At 68.7% G+C, this 14,555-nt stretch carries 13 protein-coding genes; 8 read left to right on the top strand and 5 right to left on the bottom strand.

The annotated features are described in order from the left end of the window. The first annotated feature begins 64 nt into the window (after positions 1-64). The 6 genes from IB259_RS17405 (at position 65) to ruvA (ending at position 5,587) form a co-directional block, all read left to right on the top strand. Positions 65-1,234: a UbiH/UbiF/VisC/COQ6 family ubiquinone biosynthesis hydroxylase gene (locus IB259_RS17405; RefSeq protein ID WP_054457329.1), complete on the top strand. Its 1,170-nt coding sequence runs from the start codon at positions 65-67 to the stop codon at positions 1,232-1,234. Between the two features lie 114 nt (positions 1,235-1,348). Continuing rightward, positions 1,349-2,374 (top strand): tRNA dihydrouridine synthase DusB, encoded by a 1,026-nt coding sequence (gene dusB, locus IB259_RS17400; protein WP_054457331.1) that lies wholly within the window; start codon positions 1,349-1,351, stop codon positions 2,372-2,374. Positions 2,375-2,410: 36 nt separating this feature from the next. Next, complete coding sequence (locus tag IB259_RS17395) at positions 2,411-2,650, top strand: helix-turn-helix domain-containing protein (protein ID WP_006217670.1); 240 nt, start codon at positions 2,411-2,413, stop codon at positions 2,648-2,650. 101 nt (positions 2,651-2,751) lie between these two features. Next, positions 2,752-4,341, top strand: coding sequence for a bifunctional phosphoribosylaminoimidazolecarboxamide formyltransferase/IMP cyclohydrolase (gene purH / locus IB259_RS17390; RefSeq protein ID WP_054457334.1), 1,590 nt, complete (start codon positions 2,752-2,754; stop codon positions 4,339-4,341). Continuing rightward, positions 4,341-4,889: a crossover junction endodeoxyribonuclease RuvC gene (gene ruvC, locus IB259_RS17385; RefSeq protein ID WP_054457336.1), complete on the top strand. Its 549-nt coding sequence runs from the start codon at positions 4,341-4,343 to the stop codon at positions 4,887-4,889. The genes purH and ruvC overlap by 1 nt, the downstream gene beginning before the upstream one ends. Before the next feature lie 125 nt (positions 4,890-5,014). Further along, the gene (ruvA, locus tag IB259_RS17380; RefSeq protein WP_013391723.1) at positions 5,015-5,587 is read left to right on the top strand and encodes a Holliday junction branch migration protein RuvA; all 573 of its coding nucleotides are present in this window, start codon (positions 5,015-5,017) and stop codon (positions 5,585-5,587) included. Positions 5,588-5,594: 7 nt separating this feature from the next. Here ruvA and IB259_RS17375 read toward each other — a convergent pair whose 3' ends face one another. From IB259_RS17375 to IB259_RS17355, 5 genes are all read right to left on the bottom strand, one after another. Then, positions 5,595-6,503 (bottom strand): complex I NDUFA9 subunit family protein, encoded by a 909-nt coding sequence (locus IB259_RS17375; protein WP_054457338.1) that lies wholly within the window; start codon positions 6,501-6,503, stop codon positions 5,595-5,597. 102 nt (positions 6,504-6,605) lie between these two features. After that, a complete protein-coding gene (locus tag IB259_RS17370) occupies positions 6,606-7,571 on the bottom strand; it encodes a threo-3-hydroxy-L-aspartate ammonia-lyase (protein WP_054457340.1) in 966 nt (321 codons plus the stop codon). 109 nt (positions 7,572-7,680) lie between these two features. Further along, a complete protein-coding gene (ruvB, locus tag IB259_RS17365; RefSeq protein WP_054457342.1) occupies positions 7,681-8,754 on the bottom strand; it encodes a Holliday junction branch migration DNA helicase RuvB in 1,074 nt (357 codons plus the stop codon). An 87-nt stretch (positions 8,755-8,841) separates the two neighbouring features. Continuing rightward, entirely contained in the window at positions 8,842-10,404 is a 1,563-nt protein-coding gene (locus tag IB259_RS17360) for an ATP-binding protein (protein WP_192329763.1), read from the bottom strand. Next, the gene (locus IB259_RS17355; RefSeq protein WP_054457345.1) at positions 10,404-11,105 is read right to left on the bottom strand and encodes a response regulator; all 702 of its coding nucleotides are present in this window, start codon (positions 11,103-11,105) and stop codon (positions 10,404-10,406) included. Before IB259_RS17355 ends, IB259_RS17360 begins: the two co-directional genes overlap by 1 nt. A 217-nt stretch (positions 11,106-11,322) precedes the next feature. On the opposite strand from IB259_RS17355, the gene IB259_RS17350 reads away from it, so the two are divergent. Beyond that, entirely contained in the window at positions 11,323-12,627 is a 1,305-nt protein-coding gene (locus IB259_RS17350; RefSeq protein WP_054457347.1) for a hypothetical protein, read from the top strand. Positions 12,628-12,721: 94 nt separating this feature from the next. Beyond that, the gene (gene recQ, locus IB259_RS17345; RefSeq protein ID WP_054457350.1) at positions 12,722-14,551 is read left to right on the top strand and encodes a DNA helicase RecQ; all 1,830 of its coding nucleotides are present in this window, start codon (positions 12,722-12,724) and stop codon (positions 14,549-14,551) included. The last annotated feature ends 4 nt before the right edge of the window (positions 14,552-14,555 follow it).

Below are 14,555 nucleotides of genomic sequence, written 5' to 3'. Positions count from 1 at the left end.
AGAGGACCACGGCGCCAAGACGCGCCGGCTGCTGCGGATTGTAGTGGACGGTTAAAATCCGGGCATGACTTCATCCGCCTTCGACATAGCGATTCTAGGCGCGGGCCCGGTGGGCCGCGTGCTGGCCCTGATGCTGGCGCGCGTGGCGCCCGACCCCGCGCGCATCGCGCTGCTTGCCGCCAGCGCGCCCGCCCCGGTCGCGCCGTCGGCGGCGGCGCCCGCCACGGATCCCCGCGTGCTGGCCATGAACCACGGCAGCCGGGTGCTGCTGGAGTCGCTGCATGCCTGGCCCGAACGCTCGGCCGACATCCGCAACATCCATGTGTCGCAACGCGGCCGGCTGGGCCGGACCCTGATCCAGAACACCGATTTCGGCGTGCCGCAGCTGGGCAGCGTGGTCGCCTATTCCGGCCTGCATGCCAAGCTGGACGAATGCGTGGCCGCCTGCGGCGTCACCGTGCTGCCGGGCCCGCCCGCCCGGATCGGCATGCAGGACGCGGACGGCGTGCGCATCGAACAAGGCGACACGACGCTGCTGTGCCGGGTGGCGGTGCAATCCGACGGCGCGGGCGCGGTCGACGTGCGCCGCGACTACGACCAGCACGCGGTGCTGACCACGGCGCACGCCACCCTGCCCCGCCGCGGCTGGGCCTGGGAGCGCTTCACCGCCGAGGGCCCGCTGGCGCTGCTGCCGCATCCGCAGACCCCGGACGCCTATTCGGTGGTCTGGTGCAGCGCGCCCGAGCGCGCGGCCGAACTGGCGGCGCTGGATAATGCCGCGTTTTCGCGGGCGCTGTCCGTCGCCTTCGGCGACCGCCTGGGACGGCTTTCCAGCCAGGCGCCCCGGCATGTCTTTCCGCTGGCGCTCAGCGCCCGCCGCGCCCAGGTGCACGGCCGCGTGGCGGCCATCGGCAATGCCGCGCAAACCCTGCATCCGGTCGCAGGCCAGGGCCTGAACCTGGGCCTGCGCGACGCAGCCCGCCTGGCCCAGACGCTGGCCGGCTGGCTGGCTCACCCGGAGGTCAATCCCGGCTCCGCCCTGGCGGAATTCGCCGGAGCGCGCCACGTGGACCGCTTCATCACCGCCGGCCTGACCGATCTGATGCCCCGCATCTTCTCGACCGGCCTGGCGCCGGTGGAGCACGCCTGTGGTCTGGCCTTATTGGGGATGGATCTGGCCTCTCCGCTGCGCGCGCCGCTGGCGCAGCATCTGCTGCAAGGTTTCCGCGCCTGAACTCTTCCTATCCGCCCCCGATAATGGGGGCGGTTGTCTGCTTTCGCCTTCCTTTGTTACGAATTGTTCTCCAGGTGACAAAGAGGGCGCGAACGAGCCGGTTAAAATGTGAGCATGCGCATAGGTCAATGGACCCTTCCCAACAACGTGCTGGTCGCGCCCATGGCGGGCGTGACGGACCGTCCTTTCCGCCAGCTTTGCAAGAAGCTGGGGGCGGGCTATGCCGTTTCGGAAATGGCCGCGAGCAACCCCAAGCTGTGGGATAGCGTCAAAACCTCCCGCCGCCTGAACCATGACGGCGAGATCGCCCCCATTTCGGTGCAGATTGCCGGCGCCGACCCTGCCATGATGGCGGAGGCGGCGGTGTTCAACGCCAGCAAGGGCGCCCGGATCATCGACATCAACATGGGCTGCCCGGTCAAGAAAGTCTGCAACGTGGCCTCCGGGTCTGCGCTCTTGCGCCATGAAGACCAGATCGCCCGCATCCTGGACGCGGTGGTATCCGCCTGCGCGCCGCTGGACGTGCCGGTGACCCTGAAGACCCGCACGGGCTGGGACCGCGAAAGCCGCAATGCCCTGCGGGTGGCGAAAATGGCCGAAAACGCCGGCATCGCCGCCCTGACCCTGCATGGCCGCACCCGCGCCGACCTCTATACGGGCGAGGCGGAATATGACACTATCCGCGCCGTCAAGGCCGAGCTGAAAATCCCCGTTGTCGCCAACGGAGATATCACTACGCCCGAAAAAGCCCGGCACGTCCTGGATTACACTGGCGCCGACGCGGTCATGATCGGCCGGGCGGCCCAAGGCCGTCCCTGGATTTTCCGCGAAATCGACCACTACCTGCGCACGGGCGAAACACTGGCCCCTCCCTCCTATGGGGAAATGCGCGAGCTGCTGCTCGAACATCTCGACGACCATTACCGGTTTTACGGCGAGCACACCGGCGTACGCACGGCGCGCAAGCACATAGGCTGGTATCTGGACGGCCTGCCGGGGGCGGATTCGTTCTGCGCCCGCATGAATCTGATCGACAACACCCGCGACCAGTGGCGGGCCGTGTCGGACTGGTTCGACCTCATCTCGCGCGACGGCGGATCCCATCCGGCGCCGGTCGCAGAAGCCCTGCTGGCGGCATAACCGCCTCAACACCAACATAAAAATATCTGTACTCAAATGAGCAAGAAAGATGTCCTGGAAGAATGCGTGCGCGCCAGCCTGGAGCGCTATTTCGAAGACTTGGGCGAATCCGAACCCCACGACATGTGGGACATGGTGATGCGCTGCGTGGAGCGCCCGGTGCTTGAAGTGGCGTTGGAAAGGTCGGGCGGCAACCAGTCGCGGGCATCCGAAATGCTGGGCATCACCCGCAACACCCTGCGCAAGAAGTTGCTGGCGCACAATATCCAGGTATAGCTTTCGCGCGCGGGCGGCAGGCGCATCGCGCCGCCCGCTCCCCCAGATTTCCCATCCGACCTGAACGAGAAAGGCGCTCCCGCCCCACTCCGTCCCTCACCATGAAAATCGAAACCGCCCTGCTTTCGGTGTCCGACAAGACCGGCATCGTTGAATTTGCCCGCGCCCTGGCTGCGCGCGGCGTGCGCCTGCTGTCCACCGGCGGCACCGCCAAGCTGCTGGCCGACTCCGGCCTGACCGTCACCGAAGTGGCGGCCCACACGGGTTCGCCCGAAATTCTCGATGGCCGCGTCAAGACGCTGCACCCGAAAATCCACGGCGGCCTGCTGGCGCGCCGCGACAGCGCCGAGCACATGGACACCATCAAGGCGGCGGGCATCGACCGCATCGACATGCTGGTGGTCAACCTGTACCCGTTCCGCGAAACCGTTGCCAAGCCGGACTGCACCTTCGCCGACGCCGTCGAGAACATCGACATCGGCGGCCCGGCCATGCTGCGCGCGGCGGCCAAGAACCACGGCACCGAAGCCGGCGGCGTGACGGTGGTGATCGACCCCGTCGACTATTCGCGCGTGCTGGCCGAAATGGACAAGGGCGGCAACACCTCCTATGGCCTGCGCCTGGCGCTGGCCTCCAAGGTCTACGCCCACACCGCCGCCTACGACGGCGCCATCGCCGCCTACCTGACCAGCCTGGCCGAAGCCGAGCCCAAGCAGGAAGCCGTGCCGGCCCGCAACGAATGGCCCGGCACCCTGACCCTGCAGGTCAAGCAGGAACAGGCCCTGCGTTATGGCGAGAACCCGCACCAGACCGCCGCCTTCTACGTGGACGCGCAGCGTCCGGCTGGCCTGCTGGGCAACTACCGCCAGCTGCAGGGCAAGGAACTGTCCTACAACAACATTGCGGACGCGGACGCCGCCTGGGAATGCGCGCGCAGCTTCGAAGCGCCCGCCTGCGTCATCGTCAAGCACGCCAACCCCTGCGGCGTGGCCGTCGCGGCCGACACGCTGGGCGCCTACCAGCAAGCCTTCAAGACCGACCCGACCTCGGCCTTCGGCGGCATCATCGCCTTCAACCGCCCGGTCGACGCCGCCACGGCCGAAGCCGTGAGCGCGCAGTTCCTGGAAGTGCTGCTGGCTCCCGCCTATGACGGCGCCGCGCTGGCCATCCTGGCCGCCAAGAAGAACGTGCGCGTGCTGGAAGTGCCGATGGGCACGGGCCAGAACGCCTTCGACATCAAGCGCGTGGGCGGCGGCTGGCTGGTGCAGAGCCCGGACGCCTACAACGTGCCGCGCGACGCGCTCAAGGTGGTCAGCAAGCGCCAGCCCACCGAAGCCGAAATGAACGACCTGGCATTCGCCTGGAAGGTCGCCAAGTACGTCAAGTCCAACGCCATCGTGTTCGTGGGCGGCGGCATGACCCTGGGCGTGGGCGCCGGCCAGATGAGCCGCATCGACTCGGCCCGCATCGCCTCGATCAAGGCGGAAAACGCCGGTCTGACCCTGAAGGGCTCGGCCGTGGCGTCGGACGCCTTCTTCCCGTTCCGCGACGGCCTGGACGTGGTGGTGGCCGCGGGCGCAACCTGCGTGATCCAGCCGGGCGGCAGCGTGCGCGACGACGAAGTGATTGCCGCAGCCGACGAGCACGGCATCGCCATGGTGCTGACCGGCACCCGCCACTTCCGCCACTGATGCGCGTCCTCGGCATCGATCCCGGCCTGCGCCGCACCGGCTTCGGTGTGATCGATGCCGACGGCCCGCGGCTGCGCTATGTGGCCAGCGGGACCATCGTGGTCCCGCCGGCGCTGGCGCTGTCCGAACGCCTTAAGGTCATCCTGGACAATCTGCGCCAGGTGGCTCGCGACACGCAACCCGACGTGGCCGCGCTGGAAATCATCTTCCTGAACACCAACCCCGCTTCCACCCTGCTGCTGGGCCAGGCGCGCGGCGCCGCGCTGTGCGCGCTGGCCGACAGTTCGCTGCCCGTGCACGAGTACACCGCGCTGCAGATCAAGAAAGCCGTGGTCGGCACCGGCCGCGCCGCCAAGGAGCAGGTGCAGATGATGGTGCAGCACCTGCTGTCGCTGGACGGCGCGCCCGCGCCCGACTCGGCGGACGCGCTGGCCTGTGCCATCTGCCATGCCCATGCCGGCCCGCTGCAGGACAAGCTCGAACGCCTGGGCGCCTCGCTGCGCATGAGCGGCAAGACCCGCATCCGCAACGGCCGCCTGATCGGCTGAACGCCTGGCACGCCGCGATTTGCCGCGAAGCGGGACCCGTTCCCGCCGCATGCGCGCCCGCGCGTATAGAATCCCCGCATCCGCCGCGCATTCAGCGGCCTCACCATTGCCAGGCCACCATCACCATGATCGGACGCATCACCGGAACCCTGATCGAGAAACTCCCGCCCACCATCTGCGTGGACGTGGGCGGTCTGGGCTATGACATCGACGTGCCCATGAGCACGCTGTACTCGCTGCCCGACACGGGCGCGCGCGTCACGCTCTACACGCACCTGACGGTGCGCGAAGACGCCCACATCCTGTACGGCTTCGCTTCGGCAGGCGAACGCAGCGCTTTCCGCGAACTGATCAAGGTCAGCGGCATCGGCGCGCGCACCGCGCTGTCGGTGCTGTCGGGGTTGTCGGTGGCTGACCTGGCGCAGGCCATTACGCTGCAGGAATCGGGCCGCCTGACGCGCGTGCCCGGCATCGGCAAGAAGACCGCCGAACGCCTGCTGCTGGAAATGCGGGGCAAACTGGGCGCGGACATCGGCGCCTCGCCGCATGCAGCGCCGGACAACCAGTCGGACATCCTGAACGCGCTGCTGGCGCTGGGCTATTCAGAAAAGGAATCGCTGTCGGCGCTGAAGACGCTGCCCGAAGGCGTGGGCGTGTCCGACGGCATCAAGCAGGCATTGAAAGCACTGGTGCGCTGAAACCGGCTTACAGGTAGCGCGGCGCCACGGCTTCCAGGCCCGTCGGCACCACGTGCAGTTCGGGCGCGATCGGCCCGCTGCAGATGTTGTCGCGGCGCAAGGAATCCAGATTGTCGCGCGACATCAAAGGCGTGCCCGGCATGCATTCGAACAGCCGGGCCTGCATGCGGCCCACGCCCATCGGCATGCTGACCACCGGCCGCGGATGGCCGCTCCAGGCGGCGCACAGGCGCGCGATCTCGCCCAAGGTGTAGACCTGGGGTCCGCCCAGTTCATAGGTCTTGCCGCAGGTGTGCGTATTGCCCAGGGCCGAGACGATGGCAGCGACCACGTCGCCCACGTAGACCGGCTGCATGCGCACATGCGCGCCGGCCAGCGGCAGCACCGGCAGCCACCGCGCCAGCCCGGCGAACATATTGGTGAACTTGTCGTCCGGACCGAAGACCACCGAGGGCCGGAAGATGGTCCAGCCGCCGTCCTGATTGCCCTGGAATTCCTGCTTGATGGCGGCTTCGCCGTCGCCCTTGGAGCGCTGGTACATGCTGTCGCCGTTGGAATCGGCGCCCAGCGCGCTGATGTGGATGAGCCTGCGCACGCCCTGCCGGCGACAAGCTTGCGCGATGCGCTGCGGCAGCAGCACGTGGGCCCGCGCGAATTCCGAGCCATAAGGCCGGCCGGCGTTGCCGTGCAGAATGCCCACCAGGTTGATGACCGCGTCGCAGCCCTGCGCCAGGCCGTCCAGCGTGGCGTCGTCGTGCACGTCGGCTTCGAGCAAGGTCACGGTGGGAAGAATCTGCAGGTCGCGCCCGCGGCTGTGGAGCCGGGTGGGCACGACGATCTGATGCTGATCCGCGGATAGCCGCGCTACCAGATGACGGCCTATGAAACCGGTGCCGCCGATGACAAGGATACGCATGTCGCAGCCCCTGTTCGTCAGGATTCAGTCCCGATTCTGCCTTGCACACGCGACAACCGCAAGCGCGCGGCGGCGGCCCGCAAGGGGGCCGCCAGAAGGGGGTCAGCCCGCCAGCAGCTTGGCGTAGGCCGGAAGGTCGACGTTGCCGCCGCTGATGATGACGCCGACCCGCGCACCGCGCACCGGCACCACGTTCTGCATGACGGCGGCCGCGCCCAGGCAGCCGGTGGGCTCCACCACCATCTTCATGCGTTCGGCGAAGAACCGCATGGTGGTGACCAGCTGTTCGTCCGTCACCGTGACGATGTCGCGCACATGCTTCTGGATGAGCGGGAAGGTCAGGTTGCCCAGGTGCGTCGTGGCGGCGCCATCGGCCAGGGTCTTGGGCGCCGGGATGCGGACGATTTCGCCTTTGCGCAAGGACTGCTGGCCATCGTTGCCAGCCTCGGGCTCGACGCCGTAGACCAGGCAGCGCGGGCTCAGCGCGTAGGCGGACAGGGCCGATCCCGACAGCAGGCCGCCGCCGCCCAGGCAGACGAACAGGTAGTCCAGCTCGCCCACTTCCTCGAACAGTTCCTTGGCGGCGGTGCCCTGGCCGGCGATCACGTCTTCGTGATCATAGGGAGGGATCAGGGTGGCGCCGGTTTCCGCATGGATGCGGCGGGCGATCGCCTCGCGGTCCTCGGTGTAGCGGTCATAGGTGACGATCTTGCCGCCATAGCCCTCGGTGGCGGCGCGCTTGGCGGCCGGGGCGTCCAACGGCATGATGATGGTGGCCTGCACCCCTTGCAGCTTGGAGGCCAGTGCGATGGCCTGCGCGTGGTTGCCCGACGAAAACGTGACCACGCCGGCCGCGCGCTGTTCCGGGGTCAGGCGGGCGATGGCGTTGTAGCCGCCGCGGAACTTGAAAGCGCCCATGCGCTGGAAGTTCTCGCACTTGAAGAAGACCGACGCGCCGCTGATCGCATCGGCGGTAGCCGAGGTCAGTACGGGCGTGCGGTGCGCGTTGCCGGCCAGGCGCTCGCTGGCGCGCACGACGTCGTCATAGGTGGGCAATTCGGGCTGCATGGGCTTGGGTCCTTTGATCGCGGAGAATAATCAAAACCTCCGGATGATAAACCCGCGGCCGGCTTCGGGCGCCCTCCGGCGCCCGGGCACGGTCCGGTTTGCCCGCAGCCTACTTCCCGAAAAGATCGCCGGAGCCCGCCGTGGCGCCGGCGGGCGGGGTCAGCCCCAGGTGGCGCCAGGTGGTCAGCGTGGCGGTGCGGCCGCGCGGCGTGCGCTGCAGGTAGCCATGCTGGATCAGATAGGGCTCGATCACGTCCTCGATGGTGTCGCGCTCTTCGCCGATGGCGGCGGCCAGGCTGTCCACGCCGACGGGACCGCCGTCGAACTTATGGATGATGGCCTCGAGCAGCTTGCGGTCCATCAGGTCCAGGCCTTGCGGGTCCACCTCCAGCATGGCCAGCGCGCGGCCCGCGACGTCCGCATCGATGGTGCCGCCCGCCTTGACCTCGGCATAGTCGCGCACCCGGCGCAACAGCCGGTTGGCGATGCGGGGCGTGCCGCGGGCGCGGCGCGCGACTTCCGCCGCGCCGTCCGGCGTGATGCCGGCGTTCAAGAGGCCGGCGCTGCGCGTGACGATGTGGCCGAGATCGGCGGCGTTGTAGAACTCCAGCCGCGACACGATGCCGAAGCGGTCGCGCAGGGGGTTGGTCAGCATGCCGGCGCGGGTGGTGGCGCCGACCAGGGTGAAGGGCTGCAGGTCCAGCTTCACGCTGCGCGCGGCCGGGCCTTCGCCGATCAGGATGTCGATCTGGAAGTCCTCCAGCGCCGGATAGAGGATTTCCTCGACCACGGGCGACAAGCGGTGGATTTCGTCGATGAACAGGACGTCGTTCTTTTCCAGGTTGGTCAAGAGCGCCGCCAGGTCGCCCGGGCGTTCCAGCACCGGACCGGAGGTCTGGCGCAGCTGCACCCCCATTTCATGCGCAATGATGTGGGCCAGCGTGGTTTTGCCCAGGCCCGGGGGACCGAACAGCAGCACGTGATCCAGGGCCTCGCCGCGCTTCCTGGCTGCGGCGATGAAGATCTCCAGCTGTTCCCGGGCGCGCTGCTGGCCGACGTACTCGTCCAGCGCCTTGGGCCGCAGGGCGCGTTCGATCGACTCCTCGTTGGGCGAGACCGGCTGCGGCGCCACGATACGGGGGGCGTCGGGACGGGAGGAAAGCGAATCGGACTGGATGGCCATGGTGCGGAAACGACAAAATGCTGAGCAGGATGCATCGTACCGTAGCGCGCCCCGCCCAGGGGGAAGCGAGCGCCCTTGCGGGCGCCCCTAGGACGTCTCGGACAGCGGCAGCTTGACCCGCACGCACAGCCCGCCGGACTCCGCCTCAAGCAGCTCCAGCGAGCCGCCATGGGCCCGCGCGATGGCCTCGGCCAGCGCCAGCCCCAGGCCCACGCTGCCGGTGCGCGTGCGCGCGTCGTCCAGGCGGCTGAACGGGCGCAGCGCTTCCTGGCGCCGTTCCGGCACGATGCCGGAGCCATGGTCGGCCACGTCCAGCACCGCGTGGCGTCCCTCATGCCTCAGGCTGACCTGGACCGGCGGCGCGCCGTGGTTCAGCGCATTGCCGATCAGGTTGTCCAGCAGGCGGCCCAGCGCCACGGCGTCCGCCTGCACCACCAGGGTCGCGACGTCGTCGCCGGCCCGCAGGCTGATATCGGTGCCGGCGCCCTGCCAGGCGCCCACGCGCTCGGTCAGCCAGTCGGACAGCAGCATCGAGGCGTAGCGGTAGGCGGCCGGGTCGGTGCCGCGCACGAAGCCGATGAACTGGTCGACCATGTGCTGCATGTCCTGCAGGTCCGCGCGCAGCCCCTCCTTCAGCTTGGAGTCGTCGGCCAGCTCGATGCGCAGCCACATCCGCGACAAGGGACCCTTCAGGTCATGCGGCAGGCCCGACAGCAGCGTGCGGCGCACCGAATCGGATTCGGACAGCGCATCCAGCATGGCGTTGAAGCGTTCTCCCAATACCCGCGTTTCGTGCGGGCCCGAGGGCTCGACCCGTTGCGGCTGCCCTGCCGCCAACCGGTCGGCCGCGTCGGCCAGCCGGGTGATAGGACGCGTGATGTGCCAGGAAAAACCCACCGCCAGCAACAGCAGCAGCCCCAGGCCGCCCAGCCAGGCGGCGATGAACGGCGTCGCAACCGGCGGATCCAGGCGGTCCAGCGGGATGACCAGCCATTCGCGCAGGCGCGGCGCGTCCTCGCTGGCGGGGTTGGGCGCCAGCGAAATGAAGATCTCCGGCGTGGGTCCGCGCGACAGCGCCACGCGCGTGCCGTCGTTCAAACGTTCATTGAGCTGCTGCACCAGCACCCGCAGGTCGCGGCGGATGTCATCCGGTTCAGGCTGATAGCGGCGGCTGTGTTCTTCGCGGTCGCGATCGCGCGCGCGCTCGCCTTCCCTGGCGCTGGCGCGTTCATCGCCATGCTCCTCGTCGCGCACTTCCGGGGGGGGCGGCGCCGGCGGGCCGTGTATCTGCATGTCCGCGGGCGGCGGAGGCGGCGGCTTCGGGGCGGCCTTCGGCGGCGGGCGGCGGCCATTGAAGCGTTGCAGCTTGGCCTCGGCGGGCAGCACCCGCGACCACAGGCGCCACTGGTTCTGCGAGGCGGCGCGCACGAAGTCGGCGCGTTCCTCCGCCGGCACCTGCGACACCGCGGCGCGCAAGGTGCGGATGGTGGTGACGATGTAGCCGATGGCCACGTCTTCCATGAACTTGTGCCGGAAGTACGACACCGTCACCAGCGTGGCCGCCTGCGTCAGCAGGACCGAGCCCAGGATCAGCAGGATGAGCCTTGCCCGCAGCGAACGCGGCACCAGGAAGCCGGGAGAAAAGCGCATCAGGGCGAAAACCGGTAGCCAATGCCCCAGACGGTCTGGATCCAGCGCGGCTGCTTGGGATCGTCTTCGATGACCCGGCGCAGGCGCAGGATGGCGATGTCGATGGCGCGGTCATTGCGTTCGCCCGCGTCGTCGTCGCGCGCCAGCGCCAGCAGGCGTTCGCGCGACAGCGGCTTGCCCGCGTTGCGCACCAGCGCCTCCAGCAGATTGATTTCGCCGCCGGTCAGCTTGACCACCGTGCCTTCGCGCGACAGCTGGCGGGTGGAGGGATCGAACACGAAGGGACCGAACGAGACCGGCGCGTCCTTGGTCAGCGCGGACGGGCCGCGCTTGCGGCGCAGCACGGCTTCGATGCGGGCCAGCAGCTCGCGCGGATCGAACGGCTTGCCGACGTAGTCGTCGGCGCCGGCCTCCAGGCCGATGATGCGGTCCACCGCCTCGTCACGCGCGGTCAGCAGGATGACGGGGATGTCCTCGCCCTGCTCGCGCAGGCGGCGGCAGGCGTCTGCGCCGTCGCCGCCGGGCAGCATGCGGTCCAGCACCAGCAGGTCGGGCGCGTAGCGGGTGATGCGGGACGACAGGTCGGTGGCGTCCGGCGCCAGCAGGGTGTCGTAGCCGTGCCGGTTCAGGTAGTCGGCCAGCAATTGCCGTAGGGCCGGATCGTCGTCGACGACCAGCAGCTTGGTGTGGGGATTGTCCATGGATGCCATAGTGCGGCCCGCCGCCACAAGCCGCAAGAGGCGGGAAATCAACTGAAATATACCTGTTGCACGATGTTGAGCGCGTTTACCAGCGCTTTCCCGCCAAGGCGCAGCGCCCGATGCGGACTGGCCCTAAAATGGAACCCGGCCCGCCTTCTGTCCGCTTTGCTAAAAAACGTTTACAGGCAAGGCAGCGCTCCCTTTCTACACTGTGCCTATGGTCGCCCCTGCATTCCTCTGGCGAAAACCCTTGTTGCGCGCCGCGCTGGTCGCGGCCTCTGCCTGCCCGATCGCCCCGGCCCTGGGCGATCCGCTTGCGGCGTCCCCCTATATGCCCGCTCCGCCCTCTGCGCGCGGCATCGGCATACTGTCCCCGGTTCAACCCATGCCCGTGCGCCCCGCAGCCTCGATGGCGTCGCGCGCGGTGCCGCTGGATCCGTCCCCTTGCGACATGCAGACCATGGAGCCGGCGCTGGACACCAGCGTACACAGCACGGGCGACACGGACCTGATCCCCGGCACCGGACTGGGACTGTCCGGCGATGCCCAGCCCGCGCCGGTTCCGCAGGATTGCACCGTGCTCGCGACGCCCGAAGACCCTGCGCCGGACTACTCGCTCACCCTCCAGGATGGCGACCTGCCCCGCATACCCGTGGTCATGATCTCTGGCGTGTCGCGCGCTTCCCGGCCCTGGTTCGCCTCCGCCAGCAGCCAGGATGGCCTGCGCTACGGCGGCAACCGCAACTGGGTCTACCGCAATACCTCGGGCCCCTCCGTCGCCGTCGGCAACATCGACGCCAGGGCGCCCGCCTGGGGCAGCGGCGCGCCGGTGGGCGGGCTGCAGATCTCGAACTGGGCCGGATCCGGCGCCACGGCCCCGGAAGGCAGCTTCGGCTATTCCTCGTCGCTGGGCCGCTTGAACCGCATGGACCCGGCCGCCAGTTCCGGGGCCGTGGACTACGGCGACCCGGTAGGCAGCGGCAGCGTGCGCTACGGCCTTACGCCGGCGCTGACCGTGGAGGGCCAGATGCAAAGCGCGCCGTCGCTGACGACGCGCGGCATGGGTACCACCTACGCCGCGGGCGACTATGGAACCTTCCGCGCCGGGGCCACGCAAAGCACCTTCGACGCGGCCAGCGCGTGGCGTTATCGCTTCGACTACAACGTGGCCGTGGCCGACGCCGTCAACCTGGGCTATTCCAACGAGCAGGTCGGCGCGGGCTACGGCGACCTGTCCAGCTACTCGGGCGGCGGGGTTTCGGCGGCGCACACCCGTAACACGCTTTCCGCCGGCGTCCCCATCACCGGCTGGGGCGTGCTCAGCGGCACCTATTCGGGGCTGCGGGAAGGCTCCGAGCTGGCCGAACAGCGCGTGGGCCTGTCGCACAGCATGTTCGTCGCGCCCAAGGTCAAGCTGGCCGTGGGCGCGGACCGCGACATCATTTCCGGCAACTACGAATGGCGCGCCAACCTCAGCATGCCCGTCGATACCTTCATGCGCGGCACCTGGCTGAGCTGGTAGGCAGACCGCGGTCAGGACAGAAATCTCCCTGCCGGAAAAGGTCCGGCGGAATTGCGGCTTAAAATCCCTGCCATGATGCTCCCGGCCTACCCCCATGTCTGACGCGCGCGCCCTCGGCGTGTTGCAGCGCGTTTTCGGTTACGAATCCTTCCGCGGCGACCAGCAAGCCATTGTCGAACAGGTGATCGACGGCGGCGACGCGCTGGTCCTCATGCCCACGGGCGGCGGCAAGTCGCTCTGTTACCAGATTCCGTCCCTGGTCCGCGAAGGCACCGGCATCGTCGTGTCGCCCCTGATCGCGCTGATGCAGGACCAGGTCGACGCCCTGACCGAACTGGGCGTGCGCGCGGCCTTCCTCAACTCCACGCAGGAGTGGCGGGTGGCCCGCGACGTCGAGCAGGCCTTCCTGGCCGGCGAGCTGGACCTGCTGTACGTGGCGCCCGAACGCCTGCTGACCGACCGCTGCCTGCAATTGCTGGAACGCGGCCGCATCGCGCTGTTCGCCATCGACGAGGCCCACTGCGTGTCCCAGTGGGGCCACGACTTCCGCCCTGAATACCTGGGCCTGTCGATGCTGCACGAGCGCTGGCCCGACGTGCCGCGCATCGCGCTCACCGCGACCGCCACCGCCGACACCCGCCGCGAAATCGCCCAGCGCCTGTCGCTGGACGATGCGCGCCACTTCGTTTCCAGCTTCGACCGCCCCAACATCCGCTACCGCATCATCGAAAAGAATGAGGTGCGCAAGCAATTGCTGGAAATGATCCAGACCGATCATGAAGGCGAATCGGGCGTGGTCTATTGCCTGTCGCGCGCCCGCGTGGAAGAGACCGCGGAGTTCCTGTGCAACCAGGGCATCGACGCCATGCCCTATCACGCCGGCCTCAGCGCGCAGGTGCGCGCCGCCAACCAGGCGCGCTTCCTGCGCGAGGACGCCGTGGTCATGGTGGCCACCATCGCCTTCGGCATGGGCATCGACAAGCCCGACGTGCGCTTCGTGGCGCACATCGACCTGCCCAAGTCCGTGGAAGGCTATTACCAGGAAACCGGCCGTGCCGGCCGCGACGGCCTGCCTGCCACGGCCTGGCTGGCCTATGGCCTGCAGGACGTGGTGCAGCAGCGCCGCATGATCGACGAATCGCCGGGCGAAGAGTCCTACCGCCGCCGCCTGGGCCAGCAGCTGGACGCCATGCTGGGGCTGTGCGAAACGGTGGAATGCCGGCGCGTGCGTCTGCTGGCCTACTTCGGCCAGCAGATCACGGCCTGCGGCAATTGCGACGTCTGCCTGGAACCGCCGCAGGCCTGGGACGGCACGGTCGCGGCGCAGAAGGTGCTGTCCGCCGTCTACCGCCTGTGGAAGGAACGCGGCCAGCGCTATGGCGCCGGCCACATCATCGACATCCTGCGCGGCAAGGTCACCGACCGCACCAAGCAGCACGGCCACGAAACGCTGAGCGTATTCGGCGTGGGCGCGGACCTGAGCGACACCGCCTGGCGCGGCGTGCTGCGCCAATTGCTGGCGCAAGGCCTGCTGACGGTGGACCACGAAGGCTACGGCACGCTGGCCCTGACCGAAGGCAGCCGCGCCGTGCTCAAGGGCGAACGCCAATTGATGCTGCGCCGGGAGTCCGAAAAGAAACCGCGCTCGGGCAAGAGCGGCAGCGGCCGCCCCAAGGCGGCAGCCATCGACCTGCCGGCCGAACTGCAACCTGTATTCGAGGCCCTGCGCGCCTGGCGCGGCGAAGTCGCCAAGAGCCACGGGGTGCCGGCCTACGTCATCTTCCACGACGCGACCCTGCGCGAAATCGCCCTGGCCCAGCCCGAATCCATGGACGAGCTGAGCCACATCAGCGGCGTGGGCGCCCGCAAGCTGGAAGCCTACGGCGAAGAAATCCTGCAGCGGGTAGCGAAGCCGGTCTTGTGACGAC

Source organism: Achromobacter sp. ACM04, assembly GCF_014851465.1.
In the GTDB taxonomy this organism is placed as follows: Bacteria; Pseudomonadota; Gammaproteobacteria; order Burkholderiales; family Burkholderiaceae_B; genus Achromobacter; species Achromobacter aegrifaciens.
The sequence above is the reverse complement of the archived record's forward strand: the minus strand, read 5'-3'. Positions and strand labels throughout refer to the sequence as shown.